Here is a 15,083-nt window from a genome sequence, read left to right as displayed (position 1 = left end):
ACCGAAGGAGTCCTGCTCCCCTTTTAAGCTGAGCGGAAGCCTGACCGTGGCCCCGTCCGACCTCTGCCGAGGGGGAAAGAGGTCGGACGGGGCCGGAGGAGGCCGGGAGGCCACATGAACAGACACGGGTTGATGCTGGCCCTGGCCGTGCAGGGCGCCGCGCTGGCGCAGTCGGCGGTGGCCGAGCCCTTCGCGGACGGGACGTGGACGCTGCTGAGGCTGACCGACGCGCGGGGAACGGTGACCCCGCAGGGCGGGAGCGCCCCCACCCTCACGCTCGCGGGGACGCGGTTTTCCACCGCCGGGGGAGCCCAGGTGTCGGGGAGCACAGGCTGCAACCGCTTCACCGGGCGGGGCGTGTTCACGGCGAACACCGTGCGCCTGGGCCCGCTGGCGAGCACCCGCCGCGCCTGCGCCCCCGAGGTCAGCGCGTTGGAGGCCCGCTTTCTCAACGTCCTGTCGGAGGCGCGGGGCCTGTCCTTCAGCCCCAACCTCCTCGTGCTGAGTACGGGAAGGGAGAGACTGGTGTTCGGGAACCGGGTGACCGCCTTCGAGGCTTCCCGCCTCTTCGCCGAGTGGCGGCTGGTGGGCGCGGTGGGAGACACGCCCCCGACCCTGCGGCTGGAGCCCGGCGGGGCGGTGAGCGGCACGACCGGGTGCAACCTCTTCCGGGGCACCTTCACGCTTGGCGGCGACACCCTGCACTTTTCCCCGCTGGCGACGACCCGCCGCGCCTGCCCCTCGCCCGAGCTGCAACGGCAGGAGACGGAGTACCTGCGGCGGCTGGAGCGGGTGAGGCGTTACCGGGTGAGCGGCAACGGGCTCACCCTGATCCTGGAAGACGGCAGCGAGCAGACGTTCCAGCGCCCGGTGAACGGGGGCTAGCTACCCCTCCGCCTGGGGCGTGGGCGTCTCGGGGTGGGGCTCGCCGCCCGCCCGCTGGCTGAGCACGGTCGCGCCGACGACGAGCAGCCCGCCCAGCGCGCCGCGCACCCCGATCCGCTCGCCGATCAGGAGGAAGCTGAAGAGGGCGGCCGTCACGGGTTCGAGCGCGTAGATCAGGCTGGCCTCGGCCGCACTCACCCGTCGCTGCCCGACCGTCTGGAGCAGGGTGGTGAGGGCGGTGGCGGCGACCCCCAGGTAGAGCAGCGGGAGCCACGCGGCGGCGGGCGGCCACAGCCTTCCCGGGTCGGCGAGGAGCGCCCAGCCCCACGCGAGCGCCGTCACGGCGAGGAGCTGCGCCAGCGTGAAGCGCAGGGCCTCGTGGCGGGCCGCCGTCCGCTCCAGCGCGATGATGAACCCCGCGTAGGTGACGGCGCAGGCGAGCGCCCAGGCGTCCCCCACGACGAGCGCCCCGCCCTCCCACGAGAGCAGCGCGAGGCCCGCCACCGCGAGGGGCAGCGCCAGCCAGAGGGCGAGCGGAAGCGGTCGGCGCTGGGCGAAGGTGAGCCACACGGGCACGAGCACGACGCTGAGCGCGGTGAAAAAGGCCGCCCGGTTCGCCCCCGTCGTTTGCAGGGCAATCGTCTGCGTGCCGTACCCGGCGATCAGCCACGCGCCCAGCATCAGGCCGTCGCGCCACAGGGGACGGGCGGAGGGGGCAGGGGCGGGGGAGGCGACCCGACGCGCCAGCCCCAGGGCGGGCAGCAGCGCCACCGACGCGATCAGGAAACGCCAGGCGATCAGGACGCTGGGCGGCAGGAGTTCTCCAAGTTCCTTGACGACCGCGAAGGTGCTGCCCCACAGCGCCGTGACGAGGACGAGGAGGAGGATGCCGCGCGTGTGAGGAGACACGGGGGGGATTGTACGGGGGGAGTCAGCGAAACGGAGGCTGGCCGGGCCGCGACCTGTGGTGAGATGGCGTGGATGGCCGTCTGGCAATTCACCTTCAAACCGATCCCCCGTCCTGCCCCCGGTGCCTCTCCTGAAGACCTGTGGGCCAGCTTCGGCTGGGAGAAACAGCCCGTCCCCGAATCATTGTTGTCGCGCTTGCGTAGTCTCCTGCCGTTGAAAGAGACCTACGGCACAGGAAGTGACACGACGCTGGTCTACGGCGAACAAAGTCAGAACGACATTCACGTGGATTACGAGGATGGACGAGTTGTAGAACTCAGAATTCGCCTCGATCTCAGAAATCCGGATGTTGCCCTGTTGCAGGCCATCGTTGAGGCAACGGCGGCGGTGGATGCGGTCTTCGTCTCCAGTGACGAGCGCGTGTTCGAGGCCGAGTGGAACGCGGTGGTGACCGAACTTCTGGCCTCGCGGGCGGCGCAGTTCGTCGAGGACCCCATGGGCTACTTGAGACGTGTGGCCGATTCCGCGAGCCGTCACGGCTCATCCAACTGAGGGGAAGAGCCCGCTCTGAGCCGTAGCCGTCACAAACGCGCGGGCCGGAACGCGCCATGCTGTCCCCTACGGAGGTTTCCCGACATGGCGCGCATCACGCGGTACAGCAAGTTCGAGGGCGAACTCGATCAGCTCGAATCCAGCGAGCTGATGCAGATGATTCAGGAGGCGCTGCTCGGGCAGGGGATGAACGACCCCTACGACCCCGATCCCGACGCCCGCCCCAGCATGGACGACCTCTTCGACGCCATCCTCGAAGCCCTCGCCGAGCGCAACATGATCCCCGAGGACATGCTGATGGAGGCGATGCAGGCCGGGGACGTGCGAGAGACCCGTCTCGGCCAGCAGATCGAGCGCCTGATGGACAAGCTCCAGCAGGACGGCTTCATCCGCAAGGAGTTCGACGACGAGCCGGGGCAGGGCGGGCAGGGCCAGACCGGCGAGTCCAAGTTCCAGCTCACCGACAAGAGCATCGACTTCCTGGGCTACAAGAGCCTGCGTGACCTGATGGGCGGGCTGGGCCGCTCCTCGGCGGGCGCCCACGACACGCGCGAGTACGCTTCCGGCGTCGAGATGACGGGTGAACTCAAGAACTACGAGTTCGGCGACACCCTTAACCTCGACACGACCGCCACCCTCGGGAACGTGATGGGCAAGGGGTTCGACAACCTCGAAGAATCCGACCTCGTGATCCGGCAGGCGGAGTACAACTCCTCGGCGGCCACCGTCGTGCTCCTCGACTGCTCGCACTCGATGATCCTGTACGGCGAGGACCGCTTCACGCCCGCCAAGCAGGTGGCGCTGGCGCTGGCGCACCTGATCCGCACCCAGTACCCGGGCGACACGCTGAAGTTCGTCCTCTTCCACGACTCCGCCGAGGAAGTTCCGGTCGCCAAGCTCGCCCAGGCACAGATCGGGCCGTACCACACGAACACGGCGGGGGGCCTGCGGCTGGCGCAGCAGCTCCTGAAGCGTGAGAACAAGGACATGAAGCAGATCGTGATGATCACCGACGGCAAGCCCTCGGCCCTCACGCTGCCCGACGGACGCATCTACAAGAACGCCTACGGGCTCGACCCCTACGTCCTCGGCGCCACCCTGCGCGAGGTCGCCAACTGCCGCCGCAGCGGCATCCAGGTCAACACCTTCATGCTCGCCCGCGACCCCGAACTCGTGGGCTTCGTGCGCCGTGTCACCGAGATGACGAAGGGCAAGGCGTACTTCACGACGCCGCACAACATCGGCCAGTATGTGCTGATGGATTTCATGACGAACAAGACGAAGCTGGTGAATTGAGCCTTCAGCGATCAGCCGTCAGCTTTCAGCCAACAGAAGAGGGAGAGCCCACTATGCGCGGGCGCCTCCCCCTTCTCCTTTTGCTGACCGCTGAAAGCTGAGAGCTGACCGCTTCCTACCCCATCTTCACGAACATCGGCGGCTTCAGGCCCACCATGCGCGCCATCACCCAGACCTGGCCCTTGTGGTGGGCCTCATGGCCGATCAGGGCGTCAAGGAGGGCCGTCACAGGCATCTCGCGGCCCCCGAAGGCGGGCACGCGGCGGGCGAGGTCCTCGGGGCTCAGGGCGCGGATGACGGCGGCAACGTCGTCGGTCGTGGTCCGCAGACGCTCCCTCACCTCGGCGACGCTGGCGCTTCCGGCGCCGGGCGCGGGGCGGGCGGGGCTCTCACCGGCGATCATGGCGAGCATCATCGTGCTGCTGCCCGCGAGGTGGTCGGCCTGGCCGATCAGGCTCATGCCGCCCTCCCAGGCGCGGAAGGGGCCGTGCTCCTCGGGAAGCTGGGCATAGAGGTCCATCAGGGCCTCACGGTGCGACTGGAAGGTGCGGGCGTAAACCTCGGAGGGGGTCAGGGGCATGGCGGCAGGATAGTGCCTGCGCCGGAACCGGGGGCCGCGGCCTCAGTCGGCGATGCCGGGGCGGTCGATGGGGCGGCGGCGCAACTCGTCCCGAATCTCGGCGAGGAGCTTTTCCTCGTTGCTCGGCTCGGCGACAGGGGGCTTTTCCTCCCGCTTGAAGCGGTCGTTGATGCGGTTCATGGGCATGACCACGAACAGGTAGATCACCAGCGCCGTCAGGAGGAAGGTGATCAGCGCGGTCAGAAAGCGCCCGTAGTCGAGCACCAGGGGCGGAATGCCCAGCCCCACGTCGGGCGGACGCAAGACGATGGTCCCCGCGATCCGGCCTCCCCCCGCCAGACGCACCAGGGGATCGAGGAAAGCCTGGGTGAAGGCCGTCACCACCCCCCCGAAGGCCGCCCCCATGACCACACCCACCGCGAGATCGACGACGTTGCCACGCAGCACGAAGTCCCGGAAGCCCTGGATCATGGCCCAGCTTGACACTTCGTTGGTCGAATGACAATTGAGCCGCAGTGTGCTTGACTACACATTCCGCGGGACCGTTACGCCTGCCCGCGCGCCCCGCCGTCCTTCACCGCGTGGGCGCTCATGCCCCACTGGTGGCCGCTCGACGCCACGTTCTCGAAGATCACGCGGGCCAGTTCGCCCAGGGTCGCGCCGCCCGCCCGCACGTCCATCCGCAGCTCGGCGCGCAGCTCGCTCAGGCTGGTGTCGTCAAGCATCAGTTCGGTGCCGTAGCGCAGGGTGGTGGGCGGGACGATCAGCAGGTCGGCCTCGCCGGGTTTCACCGCGTGACGGAAGCAGCGCCCCGTGAGCAGGCCCGCCACCGTGGTCACCTTGCCGAAGGTCTTGTTCTCGACCGCGCGGACCTCGATCTCCAGCCCCTCGACGGCACGCAGAGGCTCCACCGCCCGGTCCAGCGACTCGGCGAAGAGGCTCCCGGTCCCGAGAATGATCTTACGAGGAGCAGGCAGCGCGGTCGGCAGGTCGTCCGGCAGCCCTTCCGTCAGGAAATCGCGGATCATGCCGACGCCGTTTTCGAGCATCGGGAAGCCCTCGTACTCCTCCTCGGTGGGCAGCGGCTCGCCCGCGAGGAGATACAGCTCGTCCGACGGGAAGACGAAACGGGTCCCGCGCTCGGCTAGAAATTGCTTGCGCCAGCGGTTCAGCCGGGCAAGGGTGTCCTGCGCCTCCTCCCGGCTGAAGGTCCGCACGTCGGGGAGGTTGGTGCGGTGCGAGGTCAGGCCGATGGGCACGACCGCCGCGCTGATCACGTTGGGTCGGCTGCTCAGATACTCCACCGTGTCGTCCAGATGCTCACGGTCGTTGCGGCCCGGCACGAGAACGATCTGGGTGTAGAGGTCGATGCTCTCCAGCCGCTCGATCATGGACCTGATCTGCACGGCCTGGGGGTCCTTGACCTTGAGCTTCCACCACTTCATCAGGTCCTGGCGCAGGTCCTGATTGGCCGTGTGGACCGAGACGTACAGCGGCGACAGGTTCTCGTCGAGGATGCGGTTGATGTCACCCTCGGTGAGGTTGGTCAGCGTGACGAAGGAGCCGTACAGGAACGACAGGCGGTAGTCGTCGTCCATGATGTAGAGGCTCTTGCGAAAACCGCGCGGCATCTGGTGGACGTAGCAGAAGTCGCACTTGTTCGCGCACTTCTTGATGCCGTCGAACAGCACTTCCTCGAACTCCAGGCCCGGGTCCTCCCACTCGACCTCGAAGGTGAAGGTGGGGGAGGCCGGGTCGTAGGCGAGGGTGTGGTGGTCCTGCGCGGTGCCCAGCACGCCGGAGAGCACCGTGGGGCGCGCGACGGGGCGGCTCATCTCCAGCACCGCCCGCCCCTGCGAGAGGTGATGACGGTAGGCGAGCACGTCCGTCACGGCCTCGCCGTTCACGCGCAGCAGGAGGTCTCCAGGGCGCACACCCGCTTGCTCGGCGGGGCTGCCGGGCTCGACCGTCTTCACGGGAGCCGGGTAGACCTGCCCGGGTGTGGCCTGTTCCTGTCTGGGTTGGATCACTTCGGCTGCCGTCAAGCTCTTCACCCCTTTCGGGACACGTGAGCGGCCCCGTTCAAACAAGAGAGCTTAACAGAGGAGCCGGGAGGTCGGCTGTGACGAGTGTCCCTCTGGGGGGCGGTCGTGCGGGTGGGGCCGAAACCCCTGGCCCTCAGAGAATCCGCTGCCCCAGCAGGCTCGCGGCCATGCCGACCATGACCTCGGCGGTCTGGTTGCGGGTGTCGAGCACCGGGTTGACCTCCACGATGTCGAGGCTGGTGACGCGGCCCGACTCGGACAGCAGCTCCATCAGGAGGTGGCCCTCGCGGTAGGTCAGGCCGCCGGGGACGGGGGTGCCCACGCCGGGGGCGACGCCGGGGTCGAGGGCGTCGGCGTCAAAGGAGACGTGGAGGCGGGGCACGGCGGACAGGCGCTCCAGGGCCTCCTCCGTGACGCGGGTGATGCCGAGCTGGTCCACGTCCTTCATCGTGTAGGCCTTGATGCCCGCCTCACGCAGCAGCTCGCGTTCGCGGGAGTCCACGCTGCGGATGCCGACCATCACGACGTCTTCCGGGCGGACGTGCCAGCCGCCGCCCAGCCCGGCGAGCCGGGGGTCGCCCAGCCCCAGGAGGTGCGCGACGGGCATGCCGTGGATGTTGCCGCTGGGACTCGTCTGCGGCGTGTTGTAGTCGGTGTGGGCGTCCACCCAGAGGACGCCGGTGCGCTCGCCCCCCCTCCCGCCCCGCCGCGCATTGCCCGTCACCGTACCCATGCTGACCGAGTGGTCGCCGCCCAGGGTGACCGGAAAGGCGTCCTCCGGCAGGGCGGCGATCCTTTCCACGGTGGCGCGGCAGGCGTCGAGGATCGGCTCCAGAAAGACGAGCCCGGCGTTCGTGTGCTTGTCGAGGGTTTCGGGCAGGGCCACGGGCACGTCGCCGAGGTCGGTGACGCTGTGGCCGAGGGCGCGCAGCCTGCCCGCCAGATGCGCGTTGCGAAGGGCCGAGGCGCCCATGTCCACCCCGCGCCGCCCGGCGCCGAGGTCCATCGGAATGCCCAGAATCGAGACGTTCATGGGGTCAGGGTAGAGCCCGGCGGCACGTATGCCTCAGCGCTGCAAGATTATTTTCGCGCTCCCAGACGGGGAGGCGCCTGCCCCGTCCCCGGCTGCATATTCATGAGAGGTGCCCCGCGTAGGTCCAGACTGTCAGCGGCCCGTCCTCCACGCTCCAGCTCTGTCCCGTGCGCACAAACCCCAGTTTTTCGAGCACCCGCTCGCTCGCGCGGTTGCCCCGGGCGGTCTGCGCCGTGACCCGCCGCACGCCGGGGCGGGCGAGGAGCCAGGTCAGGAAGGCCCGCCCCGCCTCGGTCATGAGGCCCTGTCCGCGCGCCTGCGGAGTCAGGCCGTAGCCGATCTCGACGGTCCCCGCCGCGTCCGGGTCGCCCTTGGTGCCGACCGTGCCCACGGCGGTGTGGGACGCGCGCTCCACGAGGGTCCACGAGCCGGGCACCTCGTCCGTCCGCCCGAAGTGGAGGTCGGCGAGAAACAGCGGGAAGACGGGCAGCAGGTCGCCGGGCCACGCGGGCGGGAAGTGGACGGGGACCGTCTGGCCGCCGAGGTCGCAGGAGAGCCGGAAGGTCTCGTGCCTCAGCCGCGCCTCCACCACCGGGCGGGTGAGGGGCAGCAGCCACAGGCGGGGCGTGGGCAGGGGCGGGGTGGAGGACATACCGGACAGGGTACGGCAGGCACAGTCGGGGGCCCGGAAGGCGGTAGACTCGGCGCTCACCGCCACCGCCCCGCCGAGGACGCCAGCCCCTCGCTGGACGCCGACCCTCCCATGACCGACCCCGCCGCCTCCCCCTCCTCCGATCGGCCCACGCGGCTGCTGGTCGTCGCCGACCACACCCACCCCTTCGTGTACCGCGAGGGCTTTCCGCAGGGGGCGCCCGAGGTCGATCTGGTGCTCGCGGCGGGGGACCTGCCGGGCTCCTACCTGGAATTCCTGGCGAGCAAGCTCCCGGTGCCCGTCGTGTACGTGCACGGCAACCACGGCAACGAGTACGTGACCGAGGGCGAGACGCGCGCGGCGCCGCGCGGGGTGACCCCGGCCCACGGGCGGGTGGTCACGGCGGCGGGGCTGCGCGTCGCGGGCTGGGGCGGCGTGCCGCGCTACCGCCAGGGCGGCGAGGGCCAGTACACGCCCCTCCAGGCCCGCTGGGGGCTGACGCGCCTGGGCTGGCGGGCGCGGAGCGGAGTGGACGTGCTGCTCACCCACGCCCCGCCCCTCGGGCCGCACGCGGGCAGCGACTACGCGCACCGGGGCTGCCCCGAGCTTTCGGCGTTCATCGCCCGCCACCGCCCCCGCCTCGTCGTCCACGGGCACATCCACGAGTACGAGGGCCGCCGGGAGGAATACACCGATGCCCAGACCGGGGCGCGGGTGGTGAATGCCTATGGCTACCGGGTGCTCGAACTCCCGCCGCGTGCCCGGGAAGCCGCAGAGGGCCCCGGGCCCATGTCTAAAGACGGACCTTAACCTCGGCGCACATCTCCCTGACCTCGCGCGGGCATACTTCGCTCGGCCCGGGAACACCCACCGCCCGGCGGGGGTGAGGGGCCGGAGGGAGACGCCCACCTCCATTCAAACGGGCGCGCGAGCGGGCAGATCGGCCGGTCACGGATGGGTTCGAATCCCATCACCCGCCACCAGAGGAAGGAGGGAGCCAGTCACGCGGCTCCCTCCTTCTGGTTGTCCTCCCGGTTAGCATCCTGCCCATGACACCTCCGTCAAACGCCGCCCGCCTGCGCGAGTTCCACCGCGCCCTCGGCCTCGTCTCCCCCGAACGGCCCAGCGTGCCGAGCGCCGGATTGCTCGCCCTGCGCCGCACCCTCATCCGCGAGGAGGTGGCGGAGGTCGAGGAGGAGTTCGGCGCGCTGGAGGCCCGTCTTCAGGAGGGCGAGGCCGTCCTCCCCGCCGACCTCGCGCCCCTCGCGCACGAACTCGCCGACCTGCTGTACGTGACCTACGGGGCACTCGACGCCCTGGGGATCGGTGCCGACGCCGTGTTCGCCGAGGTCCACCGCGCCAACCTGAGCAAGGCGGGCGGCCCGAAGCGCGCCGACGGCAAGCAACTCAAGCCGGGGGGCTGGCGGCCCGCCGACGTGCGGGGGGTGCTTGAAAGGCAGGAGGTGGGAAGGGGGGAGTGGTCCGTGGGACAAATCCCCGACCACTCCCCCCTTCCCACAGACCCCTAGCCCTTCAGAACGGCGTCTCCTCGTCCTCCACGCGCGGCACCGTCGCCGTGCGGGTGGCGGCGGCCTGGGGCCGGGCCGGGGCGGGGCGGGGGGCGCCCGCGGCCTGGGCTGGAGCACGGCCCGCGCCCGCGCCGCCGGGGATGGCGTAGCGCTCCTGGCGGCGGCCACCGCGGAAGATCGCCAGGGTGACGTACTCGAACTCGCCGTCGGCCTTCTCGCGCACGTGGTCGGGGTCGGCGTTCTTGGCGCCCCGGGAGTACTTCACGGCGGCGGGCAGCTTCAGCTTGCGGCTGTCCACGGCCTCCAGCTCGCGGCGGCGGTAGGCGTGCCCCTTGTGCAGGATCATCTCCTCGCCCTCGAGGTTGGTCCACTTGCGGGCGCCGATCAGCGACCAGTCGAAGTCCGGCTCGTTCTCCAGCGGAAACTGGTAGCCCCCGGTGGGCACGTCCCCGCTCGTCCAGCCCAGGCGTCCGTACTGGCGTTGCACGTCCAGCAGCTTTCCTTCGCTCTCCACGTCCACGGTCACCCGCGCACCCAGGTCGGTGATGAACTCGATATGCAGCATTCTGCCTCCTTACGTAAATAACATAACACAGAATGGGGGCGTGTGGGTGAGGTCACCCCAAGGGGGGTGGGGCCTCCCGCCGCGCCACCGTACCGAGGAACAGCGCCAGAACCTCCCCTTGCTCGCCGCGCCGGACCTCGACCCGGTAGGTGGCGAGGGTGCGGCCCACCCGCTCGGGGGTGGCGACCGCGACGAGTTCGTCTCCCGCGCGGGCCGGTCGGAAGAAGCTGAGGTGGGTCTCGGCGGCCACCGCCTGCGCCTCCAGGTTGCTGATGACGGCAAAGGCCTCGTCGGCGAGGCTGAAGAGCAGGCCGCCGTGCGCGGTGCCGTGCACGTTCAGGCCGCGGGGGGTGACGGTCAGGGTGACGACCGTGCGCCCCGGGGTCGCTTCGCGCACGGTCATGCCCAGGAAGTCGGCGTAGCTCATGCCCCCAGGGTAGAGGCCGGATGGCTCAGGCCCTCACCTCGGCGGGCTGGTATGGGCAGGCGACCTCGCCCGCCGGGTCGTCCGGGCCCACCGCCTCCCAGTCGTAGGGGTAGACCTCGCGGACGGACAGGCCATTGCGGGTGCCGTGGGCACGGGCGTAGCGGTCCACTGCGTCGTAGGCCGCCATCAGCTCGTGGTACTCGAAATCGGCCTTGCGGACGGTCACGAAGGCTTCCGCGTGGGCGGGTTCCTCGCGCAGGGTGAGGTCGCCCGAGGGGCGCAGGGTGCCGGTGTAGGGCAGGCACACCTCGACCGGGCCGTCGGAGTCGGCGTTGACCTCGCCGTGGTAGATGACGACGGGTGCTCCCGCGGGCTCGGCCCCCTGGGCGCGCAGCTCGGCGTACAGGCGGTCGATGGCGGAACCGATAAAGGCACTGAGGTCGGGCAGGAAGAGGCGCCGCTGGGTCGTCACGACCGTCTGGGCGGGCACGTCGCGGCGCTGAACGTCGTAGGTGCGGGGCATGGGGTCTCCTCTCAGGGTGTGGATCAGGTGTCGGGCGACGGCGGCGCGCCGGGTGTGGAGCCCCCGGGCGGCGGCCCAGTGCGCCTCCACCAGGCGGGCCCTCGCGTCGGGCGGCACGTCCAGCAGGGCGCGGATGTTGACCAGGGGCATCTCGATCACGCGCAGCAAGCCGATCAGGCGGGCGGTCTCCACCTGTCCGGGGGTGTAGTAGCGGTAGCCGCTGGCCTCCTCGATCCGCTCGGGCGGCAGCAACCCGAGGTCGTCGTACAGCCGCAGCGCCTTGAGGCTCAGGCGGGAAGCGCGCGAGAACGCGCCAGTGGTGAGGAGGTGTGCTTTTTCGTCCGTCATCTTGCGTTCCTCCGGAGGTGCGGCCAGTGTGGGGGCTGCCCCAGGGGCGGGGTCAAGGGCACCGGGAACCTCCGCCGCACGAAAGCGCTAGGCCACCGCGCCCATGTCGGGAGGAGGACGCCCCCCCACAATGGCCCCATGACCGACGAACAACTTTCACGCCGCCTCTCCTACCTGCTGCGGCACGCGCCCGCGGACCTGGGCGTCACGCTCGAACCCGGCGGCTGGGCGCCCGTGCCGGCGGTGCTGCGCCACCTGCGCGTCTCCCGCGAGCAACTGGAGCGGGTGGTGGCGACGAACGACAAACGGCGCTTTACCCTCGACGGCGAGCGCCTCCGGGCCAACCAGGGGCACAGCGTCCCGGTCGATCTGGACCTCTCCCCCGCCGTTCCGCCCCCCGTGCTGTACCACGGCACCCACCCGGCGGCCCTGCCCGCCATCCACCGCGAGGGGCTGCGGCGCATGTCCCGCCACCACGTCCACCTCTCGCCCGACCCGGAGACGGCCCGGCGGGTGGGGGCGCGGCGCGGCAGGCCGGTGGTCCTCACCGTGCGGGCCGGGGAGATGCACGGGGCCGGGCACGTCTTCTCCCTCTCCGAGAACGGGGTGTGGCTGGTGGACGCGGTGCCGCCGGAGTTTGTGGAGTTCCCGGGTTGAGGGACGCTCCTTCAGGCAGAGGTGAACACCCGCAGCCCCGGAAAGCGCGTGAGCCCTGATCTGCCGTTACCAGCGTCAGTCGGTGCTCCAGGGCGAGGGCGACGAGGTAGGCGTCATTGAGGCCGTTGCCGCGCAGGCCCAGGTCAAGGGTGAGGTGTCGCCAGCGGCCCAACCCTGCCTTGCCGAGTTCGAGGTAGCGGGAGTTGGGTTGGGCGTGCAGGGCGGCGAGGAACTCGAAGACACGTTCTGGTGGGGCGGCCAGGGACCCCAGGGCGGCGAGCGTGACGATTCGCAGGAGAGCAAGCTCGTTGACGCTGGTCGTCCAGACGGCCTCGCCCTCCTGAAGGGTGCGTGTGAGCCACCCGTAGCTCGCCAGGTGGGCCGGGGTATCCCGTCGAAAGGCGTTGAGCAGCAGGTTGGCGTCGAGCAAATCGCTCATTTCCTGGGACTCACTGCCCCGGGAGTCAGACCCAGCTTGATGAGCTGTTCGCTGTCGTCGTTCATCATCGCCTTGAGCTCCTCCGGCGTGAAGTTGAAGGAGAGGCCGGAATCGAAAGGAGGGAGAATGACGAGAGGGCGTGACGCTGCCGCACCCGCCTCAAGCTGTGCCCGCAGCCCCTCCTCCACCAGTTGCGTGAGGGTCATTCCCCGTCTGGCCGCCTCCATCCTGGCGCGGCGGTGCAGGTCGTCGTCTAACCGAAGGGTCGTTTGCAGCGTATCAGTGCGAGACAGCAATCTTCTGCTAGCTCACCGCCAGAAGGAACGAGGTTTTGGCCGATGAGACCACACGCTACCCTTTCCCCATGAACCTCGCCGACGTCCAGGCCGTTCTCCGATCCGCCCGCCGGGTGGCCGTCCTGACCGGCGCGGGCGTGAGCGCCGAGAGCGGCATCCCCACCTTCCGCGACGCGCAGACGGGGCACTGGGCGCGCTTCCGCCCCGAAGACCTCGCCAGCCCCGGCGCCTACAGACGTGATCCGGAAACGGTGTGGCAGTGGTATGCGGGCCGCTACGCCGACGTGACACACGCCCAGCCCAACCCGGCGCACCTCCTGCTCGCCGAGTTGGAGCGGCAGAAGGGCGCGGACTTCTTCCTGGCGACCCAGAACGTGGACGGTCTGCACGCCCGGGCGGGAAGCGGGGCGAGCGGCGGGCGACTCGTCGAACTCCACGGCAACCTCACCTCCGCCCGCTGCGAGGTCTGCGGCACGGTCGCGCCCCTGCCCGCCCCGGAAAGCTTCACCCCGCCGCCGACTTGCCCCGTCTGCGGCTCGCGGATGCGCCCCAACATCGTGTGGTTCGGGGAATATCTGCCCGAGGACGCTCTGGAGGCGGCCACGAACGCCTTCCGGGAGGCCGAGGTCGCCCTGATCGTCGGCACGAGCGGGGTGGTATACCCGGCGGCGGGCCTCGCCCTGGAGGCGCGGGAGGCGGGCGCGGTGGTGATCGAGGTGAACCCGGAGGAGACCGAACTCACCCCGTACCTGAATTACAGCGTCCGCGACGTGGCCTCACGCGGGCTGGCGGCGCTGCTGGAACCGGATCAATCCAGGTAGGGCCGCGCCGCCTCGAAGCCGTCCAGGGCGCCAGGGGCGAGCGTCCAGTCGTCCCCCTGCTTCTGCGCCCGTCCATCTCGCACCAGGCGGTTGAGTTCGGCCTCGACGCGCTGGCCCACCCGGCGCAGGGGCATCTCGGCGGCGCCCTCCACCCCGCGCCAGGTCAGGAAGGCGCGGTGGAAGGCGGGGAGGGCGTCGAGGCCGACGCGGGTTTCGATCTCGCGCCAGGAGGGGGGAGCGGTGGGGGTCATGCCCCCTTTGTACTTCAATCGTGGGACAGGAGCCCGCACGTACAATGCGCCCATGACCGACCCGACCCGACCCGATTCCCCGGACCCGGAGGAGACCCGGCCCGAGTTGCCCGCCGAACTCGCCCGGCAACTGGAGACGCTGGGGGCCCAGCTCGTGTGGCGGGTCGGCAAGGACGAACTCAGCGACGACGTGGTGGTGCGGCTGGGCTTTGCCTCGGCCACTCCCCGCTTCGCGCACCTGCCCCGGCTGCGCAGCGTGGCCGACGCCGAATTGCAGGCCGCCGTCGCCGACAACCGCGTGGTGATCGAGTGGGTGGACTGATCCGCCGGTGGTGATCGAGGCCGAGCAGCGGTTCACCCTGCCCCACCCGGGAGGGCGGGAGGCGGCCCTCGCCTTCGTGCGCGACGCCGGGGTGGCCCTCTCGCGGGTGCGCTTCCTGCGCGATCTGGTGGGCAACGCGGAGTGCGTCACGGGTGAACTCGTCGTGCCCGTGCCCGTCCTCGGCGAGGTGGACCTGCCCTTTCGTAGCCTCCTGAGCGTCACGCCGGACGGCGCGGTCCTCGTCCCACAATCCCTGAGCGGCGAGCGTGCCTGGGTCGAGGTCACCGGTCAGGCCAGCGTGGACGGGGCGGGCGTGGTCGCCTTCGGGTTCCACTTCCGCGCCCACCTCCACACCCCGCAAACGGAGGGCTGGGGCGGCGCCGCCTTCGAGAAGATGGCCCGCGCCGCCGCCGCGCGGACGCTGGAGCGGGTGTCGGGGGAACTTCCGGCGGGGATCGGGGAGGCGATGGGGGCGGACGCGGCGAGCGGCTGAGGGTAGGTTAGAAGAAGCGTTGTAGTGTCTCCACAACCTCGGCAGCCATGTTTGGGGTGAAGTCCAGATTCCAGGGCTCCGTCAGATACCACAGGTCACGCGTGATGGACAGAAACTCGTCGGGAAGGCCGGGCAGACGCACGTCGTCCGGAACTTCAGGAAGGCTTAGGAACTGAAGCCTTTTAAGATGACCAGCGAGAAAAGCGGCTTCCAATTTGCCCTCCTCCACACCATCTAGCAGCCGTCTCACCAAGGCCGCCAGAGCCGCGTCCGGGTCTCCCCCCTGCGCCAGCCTTCGCAGCAGCGTGAACGCCTCGTTCGGCTTCCTCGCGCTCAAGCTCAAGACTTGTTGCGCAGTAGAGGTAGGAGCGGGTAGGTTCAGGGGTGTTGCGGCTGGAGAAGCTGAAGTCCCGAGCACGTTCCTTCGAGCGGCTGGTGGGGCTGACACCTGGCGAGTTCG

At 70.1% G+C, this 15,083-nt stretch carries 22 protein-coding genes and 1 tRNA gene; 10 read left to right on the top strand and 13 right to left on the bottom strand.

All coding sequences use genetic code 11. The features are described from left to right. The first annotated feature begins 114 nt into the window (after nucleotides 1-114). The gene (locus IC605_RS19610) at nucleotides 115-885 is read left to right on the top strand and encodes an META domain-containing protein (protein WP_216328145.1); all 771 of its coding nucleotides are present in this window, start codon (nucleotides 115-117) and stop codon (nucleotides 883-885) included. Here the strand turns inward: IC605_RS19610 and IC605_RS19605 are convergent, their stop codons facing one another. Further along, nucleotides 886-1,794, bottom strand: a complete 909-nt coding sequence (locus IC605_RS19605; protein ID WP_216328144.1) for a DMT family transporter — start codon at nucleotides 1,792-1,794, stop codon at nucleotides 886-888. It abuts the gene before it with no gap. Between the two features lie 72 nt (nucleotides 1,795-1,866). On the opposite strand from IC605_RS19605, the gene IC605_RS19600 reads away from it, so the two are divergent. After that, nucleotides 1,867-2,346: a hypothetical protein gene (locus IC605_RS19600; RefSeq protein WP_216328143.1), complete on the top strand. Its 480-nt coding sequence runs from the start codon at nucleotides 1,867-1,869 to the stop codon at nucleotides 2,344-2,346. Between the two features lie 84 nt (nucleotides 2,347-2,430). Further along, nucleotides 2,431-3,642, top strand: a complete 1,212-nt coding sequence (locus IC605_RS19595; RefSeq protein ID WP_216328140.1) for a vWA domain-containing protein — start codon at nucleotides 2,431-2,433, stop codon at nucleotides 3,640-3,642. Between the two features lie 115 nt (nucleotides 3,643-3,757). Here the strand turns inward: IC605_RS19595 and IC605_RS19590 are convergent, their stop codons facing one another. From IC605_RS19590 to IC605_RS19570, 5 genes are all read right to left on the bottom strand, one after another. Then, nucleotides 3,758-4,222, bottom strand: coding sequence for a DinB family protein (locus IC605_RS19590; protein WP_216328138.1), 465 nt, complete (start codon nucleotides 4,220-4,222; stop codon nucleotides 3,758-3,760). 42 nt (nucleotides 4,223-4,264) lie between these two features. Further along, nucleotides 4,265-4,693, bottom strand: coding sequence for a large conductance mechanosensitive channel protein MscL (gene mscL, locus IC605_RS19585; RefSeq protein WP_216328136.1), 429 nt, complete (start codon nucleotides 4,691-4,693; stop codon nucleotides 4,265-4,267). Nucleotides 4,694-4,767: 74 nt separating this feature from the next. Beyond that, nucleotides 4,768-6,267, bottom strand: coding sequence for a DUF512 domain-containing protein (locus IC605_RS19580; protein ID WP_216328134.1), 1,500 nt, complete (start codon nucleotides 6,265-6,267; stop codon nucleotides 4,768-4,770). Nucleotides 6,268-6,400: 133 nt separating this feature from the next. Continuing rightward, a complete protein-coding gene (gene rocF, locus IC605_RS19575; protein ID WP_216328133.1) occupies nucleotides 6,401-7,300 on the bottom strand; it encodes an arginase in 900 nt (299 codons plus the stop codon). Between the two features lie 100 nt (nucleotides 7,301-7,400). Further along, nucleotides 7,401-7,952, bottom strand: coding sequence for a GNAT family N-acetyltransferase (locus IC605_RS19570; protein WP_216328131.1), 552 nt, complete (start codon nucleotides 7,950-7,952; stop codon nucleotides 7,401-7,403). Between the two features lie 111 nt (nucleotides 7,953-8,063). Here IC605_RS19570 and IC605_RS19565 point away from each other — a divergent pair, with 111 nt between their 5' ends. The 3 genes from IC605_RS19565 to IC605_RS19555 all read left to right on the top strand — a co-directional run bounded on the left by IC605_RS19565 (nucleotide 8,064) and on the right by IC605_RS19555 (nucleotide 9,481). Continuing rightward, nucleotides 8,064-8,762 (top strand): metallophosphoesterase family protein, encoded by a 699-nt coding sequence (locus IC605_RS19565; RefSeq protein WP_216328129.1) that lies wholly within the window; start codon nucleotides 8,064-8,066, stop codon nucleotides 8,760-8,762. A gap of 69 nt (nucleotides 8,763-8,831) precedes the next feature. Next, nucleotides 8,832-8,935 (top strand) — tRNA-OTHER (locus IC605_RS19560). A gap of 66 nt (nucleotides 8,936-9,001) precedes the next feature. Continuing rightward, the gene (locus IC605_RS19555; protein ID WP_216328127.1) at nucleotides 9,002-9,481 is read left to right on the top strand and encodes a dUTP diphosphatase; all 480 of its coding nucleotides are present in this window, start codon (nucleotides 9,002-9,004) and stop codon (nucleotides 9,479-9,481) included. 4 nt (nucleotides 9,482-9,485) lie between these two features. On the opposite strand, the gene IC605_RS19550 is transcribed toward IC605_RS19555, so the two are convergent. The 3 genes from IC605_RS19550 to IC605_RS19540 are packed head-to-tail and all read right to left on the bottom strand — an operon-like array spanning nucleotide 9,486 to nucleotide 11,344. Then, complete coding sequence (locus IC605_RS19550; RefSeq protein ID WP_216328125.1) at nucleotides 9,486-10,046, bottom strand: single-stranded DNA-binding protein; 561 nt, start codon at nucleotides 10,044-10,046, stop codon at nucleotides 9,486-9,488. A 52-nt stretch (nucleotides 10,047-10,098) separates the two neighbouring features. Beyond that, complete coding sequence (paaI, locus tag IC605_RS19545) at nucleotides 10,099-10,473, bottom strand: hydroxyphenylacetyl-CoA thioesterase PaaI (protein WP_216328124.1); 375 nt, start codon at nucleotides 10,471-10,473, stop codon at nucleotides 10,099-10,101. A 25-nt stretch (nucleotides 10,474-10,498) separates the two neighbouring features. Further along, on the bottom strand, nucleotides 10,499-11,344 hold the full coding sequence (locus IC605_RS19540; protein ID WP_216328123.1) for a MerR family transcriptional regulator: 846 nt from the start codon (nucleotides 11,342-11,344) through the stop codon (nucleotides 10,499-10,501). A gap of 138 nt (nucleotides 11,345-11,482) precedes the next feature. Between IC605_RS19540 and IC605_RS19535 the strand changes: the two genes are divergently transcribed. Beyond that, nucleotides 11,483-12,001, top strand: a complete 519-nt coding sequence (locus IC605_RS19535) for an RNA 2'-phosphotransferase (protein ID WP_216328122.1) — start codon at nucleotides 11,483-11,485, stop codon at nucleotides 11,999-12,001. On the opposite strand, the gene IC605_RS25605 is transcribed toward IC605_RS19535, so the two are convergent. Together IC605_RS25605 and IC605_RS19525 are read right to left on the bottom strand one after the other, a co-directional pair. Next, the gene (locus IC605_RS25605; protein WP_216328121.1) at nucleotides 11,889-12,440 is read right to left on the bottom strand and encodes a TA system VapC family ribonuclease toxin; all 552 of its coding nucleotides are present in this window, start codon (nucleotides 12,438-12,440) and stop codon (nucleotides 11,889-11,891) included. The two genes, IC605_RS19535 and IC605_RS25605, sit on opposite strands and share 113 nt — an antisense overlap. After that, nucleotides 12,437-12,646, bottom strand: coding sequence for a hypothetical protein (locus tag IC605_RS19525; RefSeq protein WP_246581080.1), 210 nt, complete (start codon nucleotides 12,644-12,646; stop codon nucleotides 12,437-12,439). Before IC605_RS19525 ends, IC605_RS25605 begins: the two co-directional genes overlap by 4 nt. 158 nt (nucleotides 12,647-12,804) lie before the next feature. On the opposite strand from IC605_RS19525, the gene IC605_RS19520 reads away from it, so the two are divergent. Beyond that, nucleotides 12,805-13,557: an SIR2 family NAD-dependent protein deacylase gene (locus tag IC605_RS19520; RefSeq protein ID WP_216328119.1), complete on the top strand. Its 753-nt coding sequence runs from the start codon at nucleotides 12,805-12,807 to the stop codon at nucleotides 13,555-13,557. Here the strand turns inward: IC605_RS19520 and IC605_RS19515 are convergent. Then, the gene (locus IC605_RS19515; RefSeq protein WP_216328117.1) at nucleotides 13,545-13,808 is read right to left on the bottom strand and encodes a hypothetical protein; all 264 of its coding nucleotides are present in this window, start codon (nucleotides 13,806-13,808) and stop codon (nucleotides 13,545-13,547) included. The genes IC605_RS19520 and IC605_RS19515 overlap by 13 nt on opposite strands. Nucleotides 13,809-13,860: 52 nt before the next feature. Here IC605_RS19515 and IC605_RS19510 point away from each other — a divergent pair, with 52 nt between their 5' ends. Together IC605_RS19510 and IC605_RS19505 are read left to right on the top strand one after the other, a co-directional pair. Then, on the top strand, nucleotides 13,861-14,130 hold the full coding sequence (locus IC605_RS19510; RefSeq protein ID WP_216328115.1) for a DUF3248 domain-containing protein: 270 nt from the start codon (nucleotides 13,861-13,863) through the stop codon (nucleotides 14,128-14,130). 7 nt (nucleotides 14,131-14,137) lie between these two features. Further along, complete coding sequence (locus IC605_RS19505; RefSeq protein ID WP_216328113.1) at nucleotides 14,138-14,623, top strand: DUF3809 domain-containing protein; 486 nt, start codon at nucleotides 14,138-14,140, stop codon at nucleotides 14,621-14,623. Nucleotides 14,624-14,630: 7 nt separating this feature from the next. Here the strand turns inward: IC605_RS19505 and IC605_RS19500 are convergent. Continuing rightward, nucleotides 14,631-15,083, bottom strand: a 453-nt coding sequence (locus tag IC605_RS19500) for a hypothetical protein (protein WP_216328111.1), incomplete at its 5' end; no start/stop codon positions are given.

This window comes from Deinococcus aestuarii (genome assembly GCF_018863415.1).
Classification (GTDB): domain Bacteria; phylum Deinococcota; class Deinococci; order Deinococcales; family Deinococcaceae; genus Deinococcus; species Deinococcus aestuarii.
This window is presented reverse-complemented; position numbering and strand designations above follow the sequence as displayed.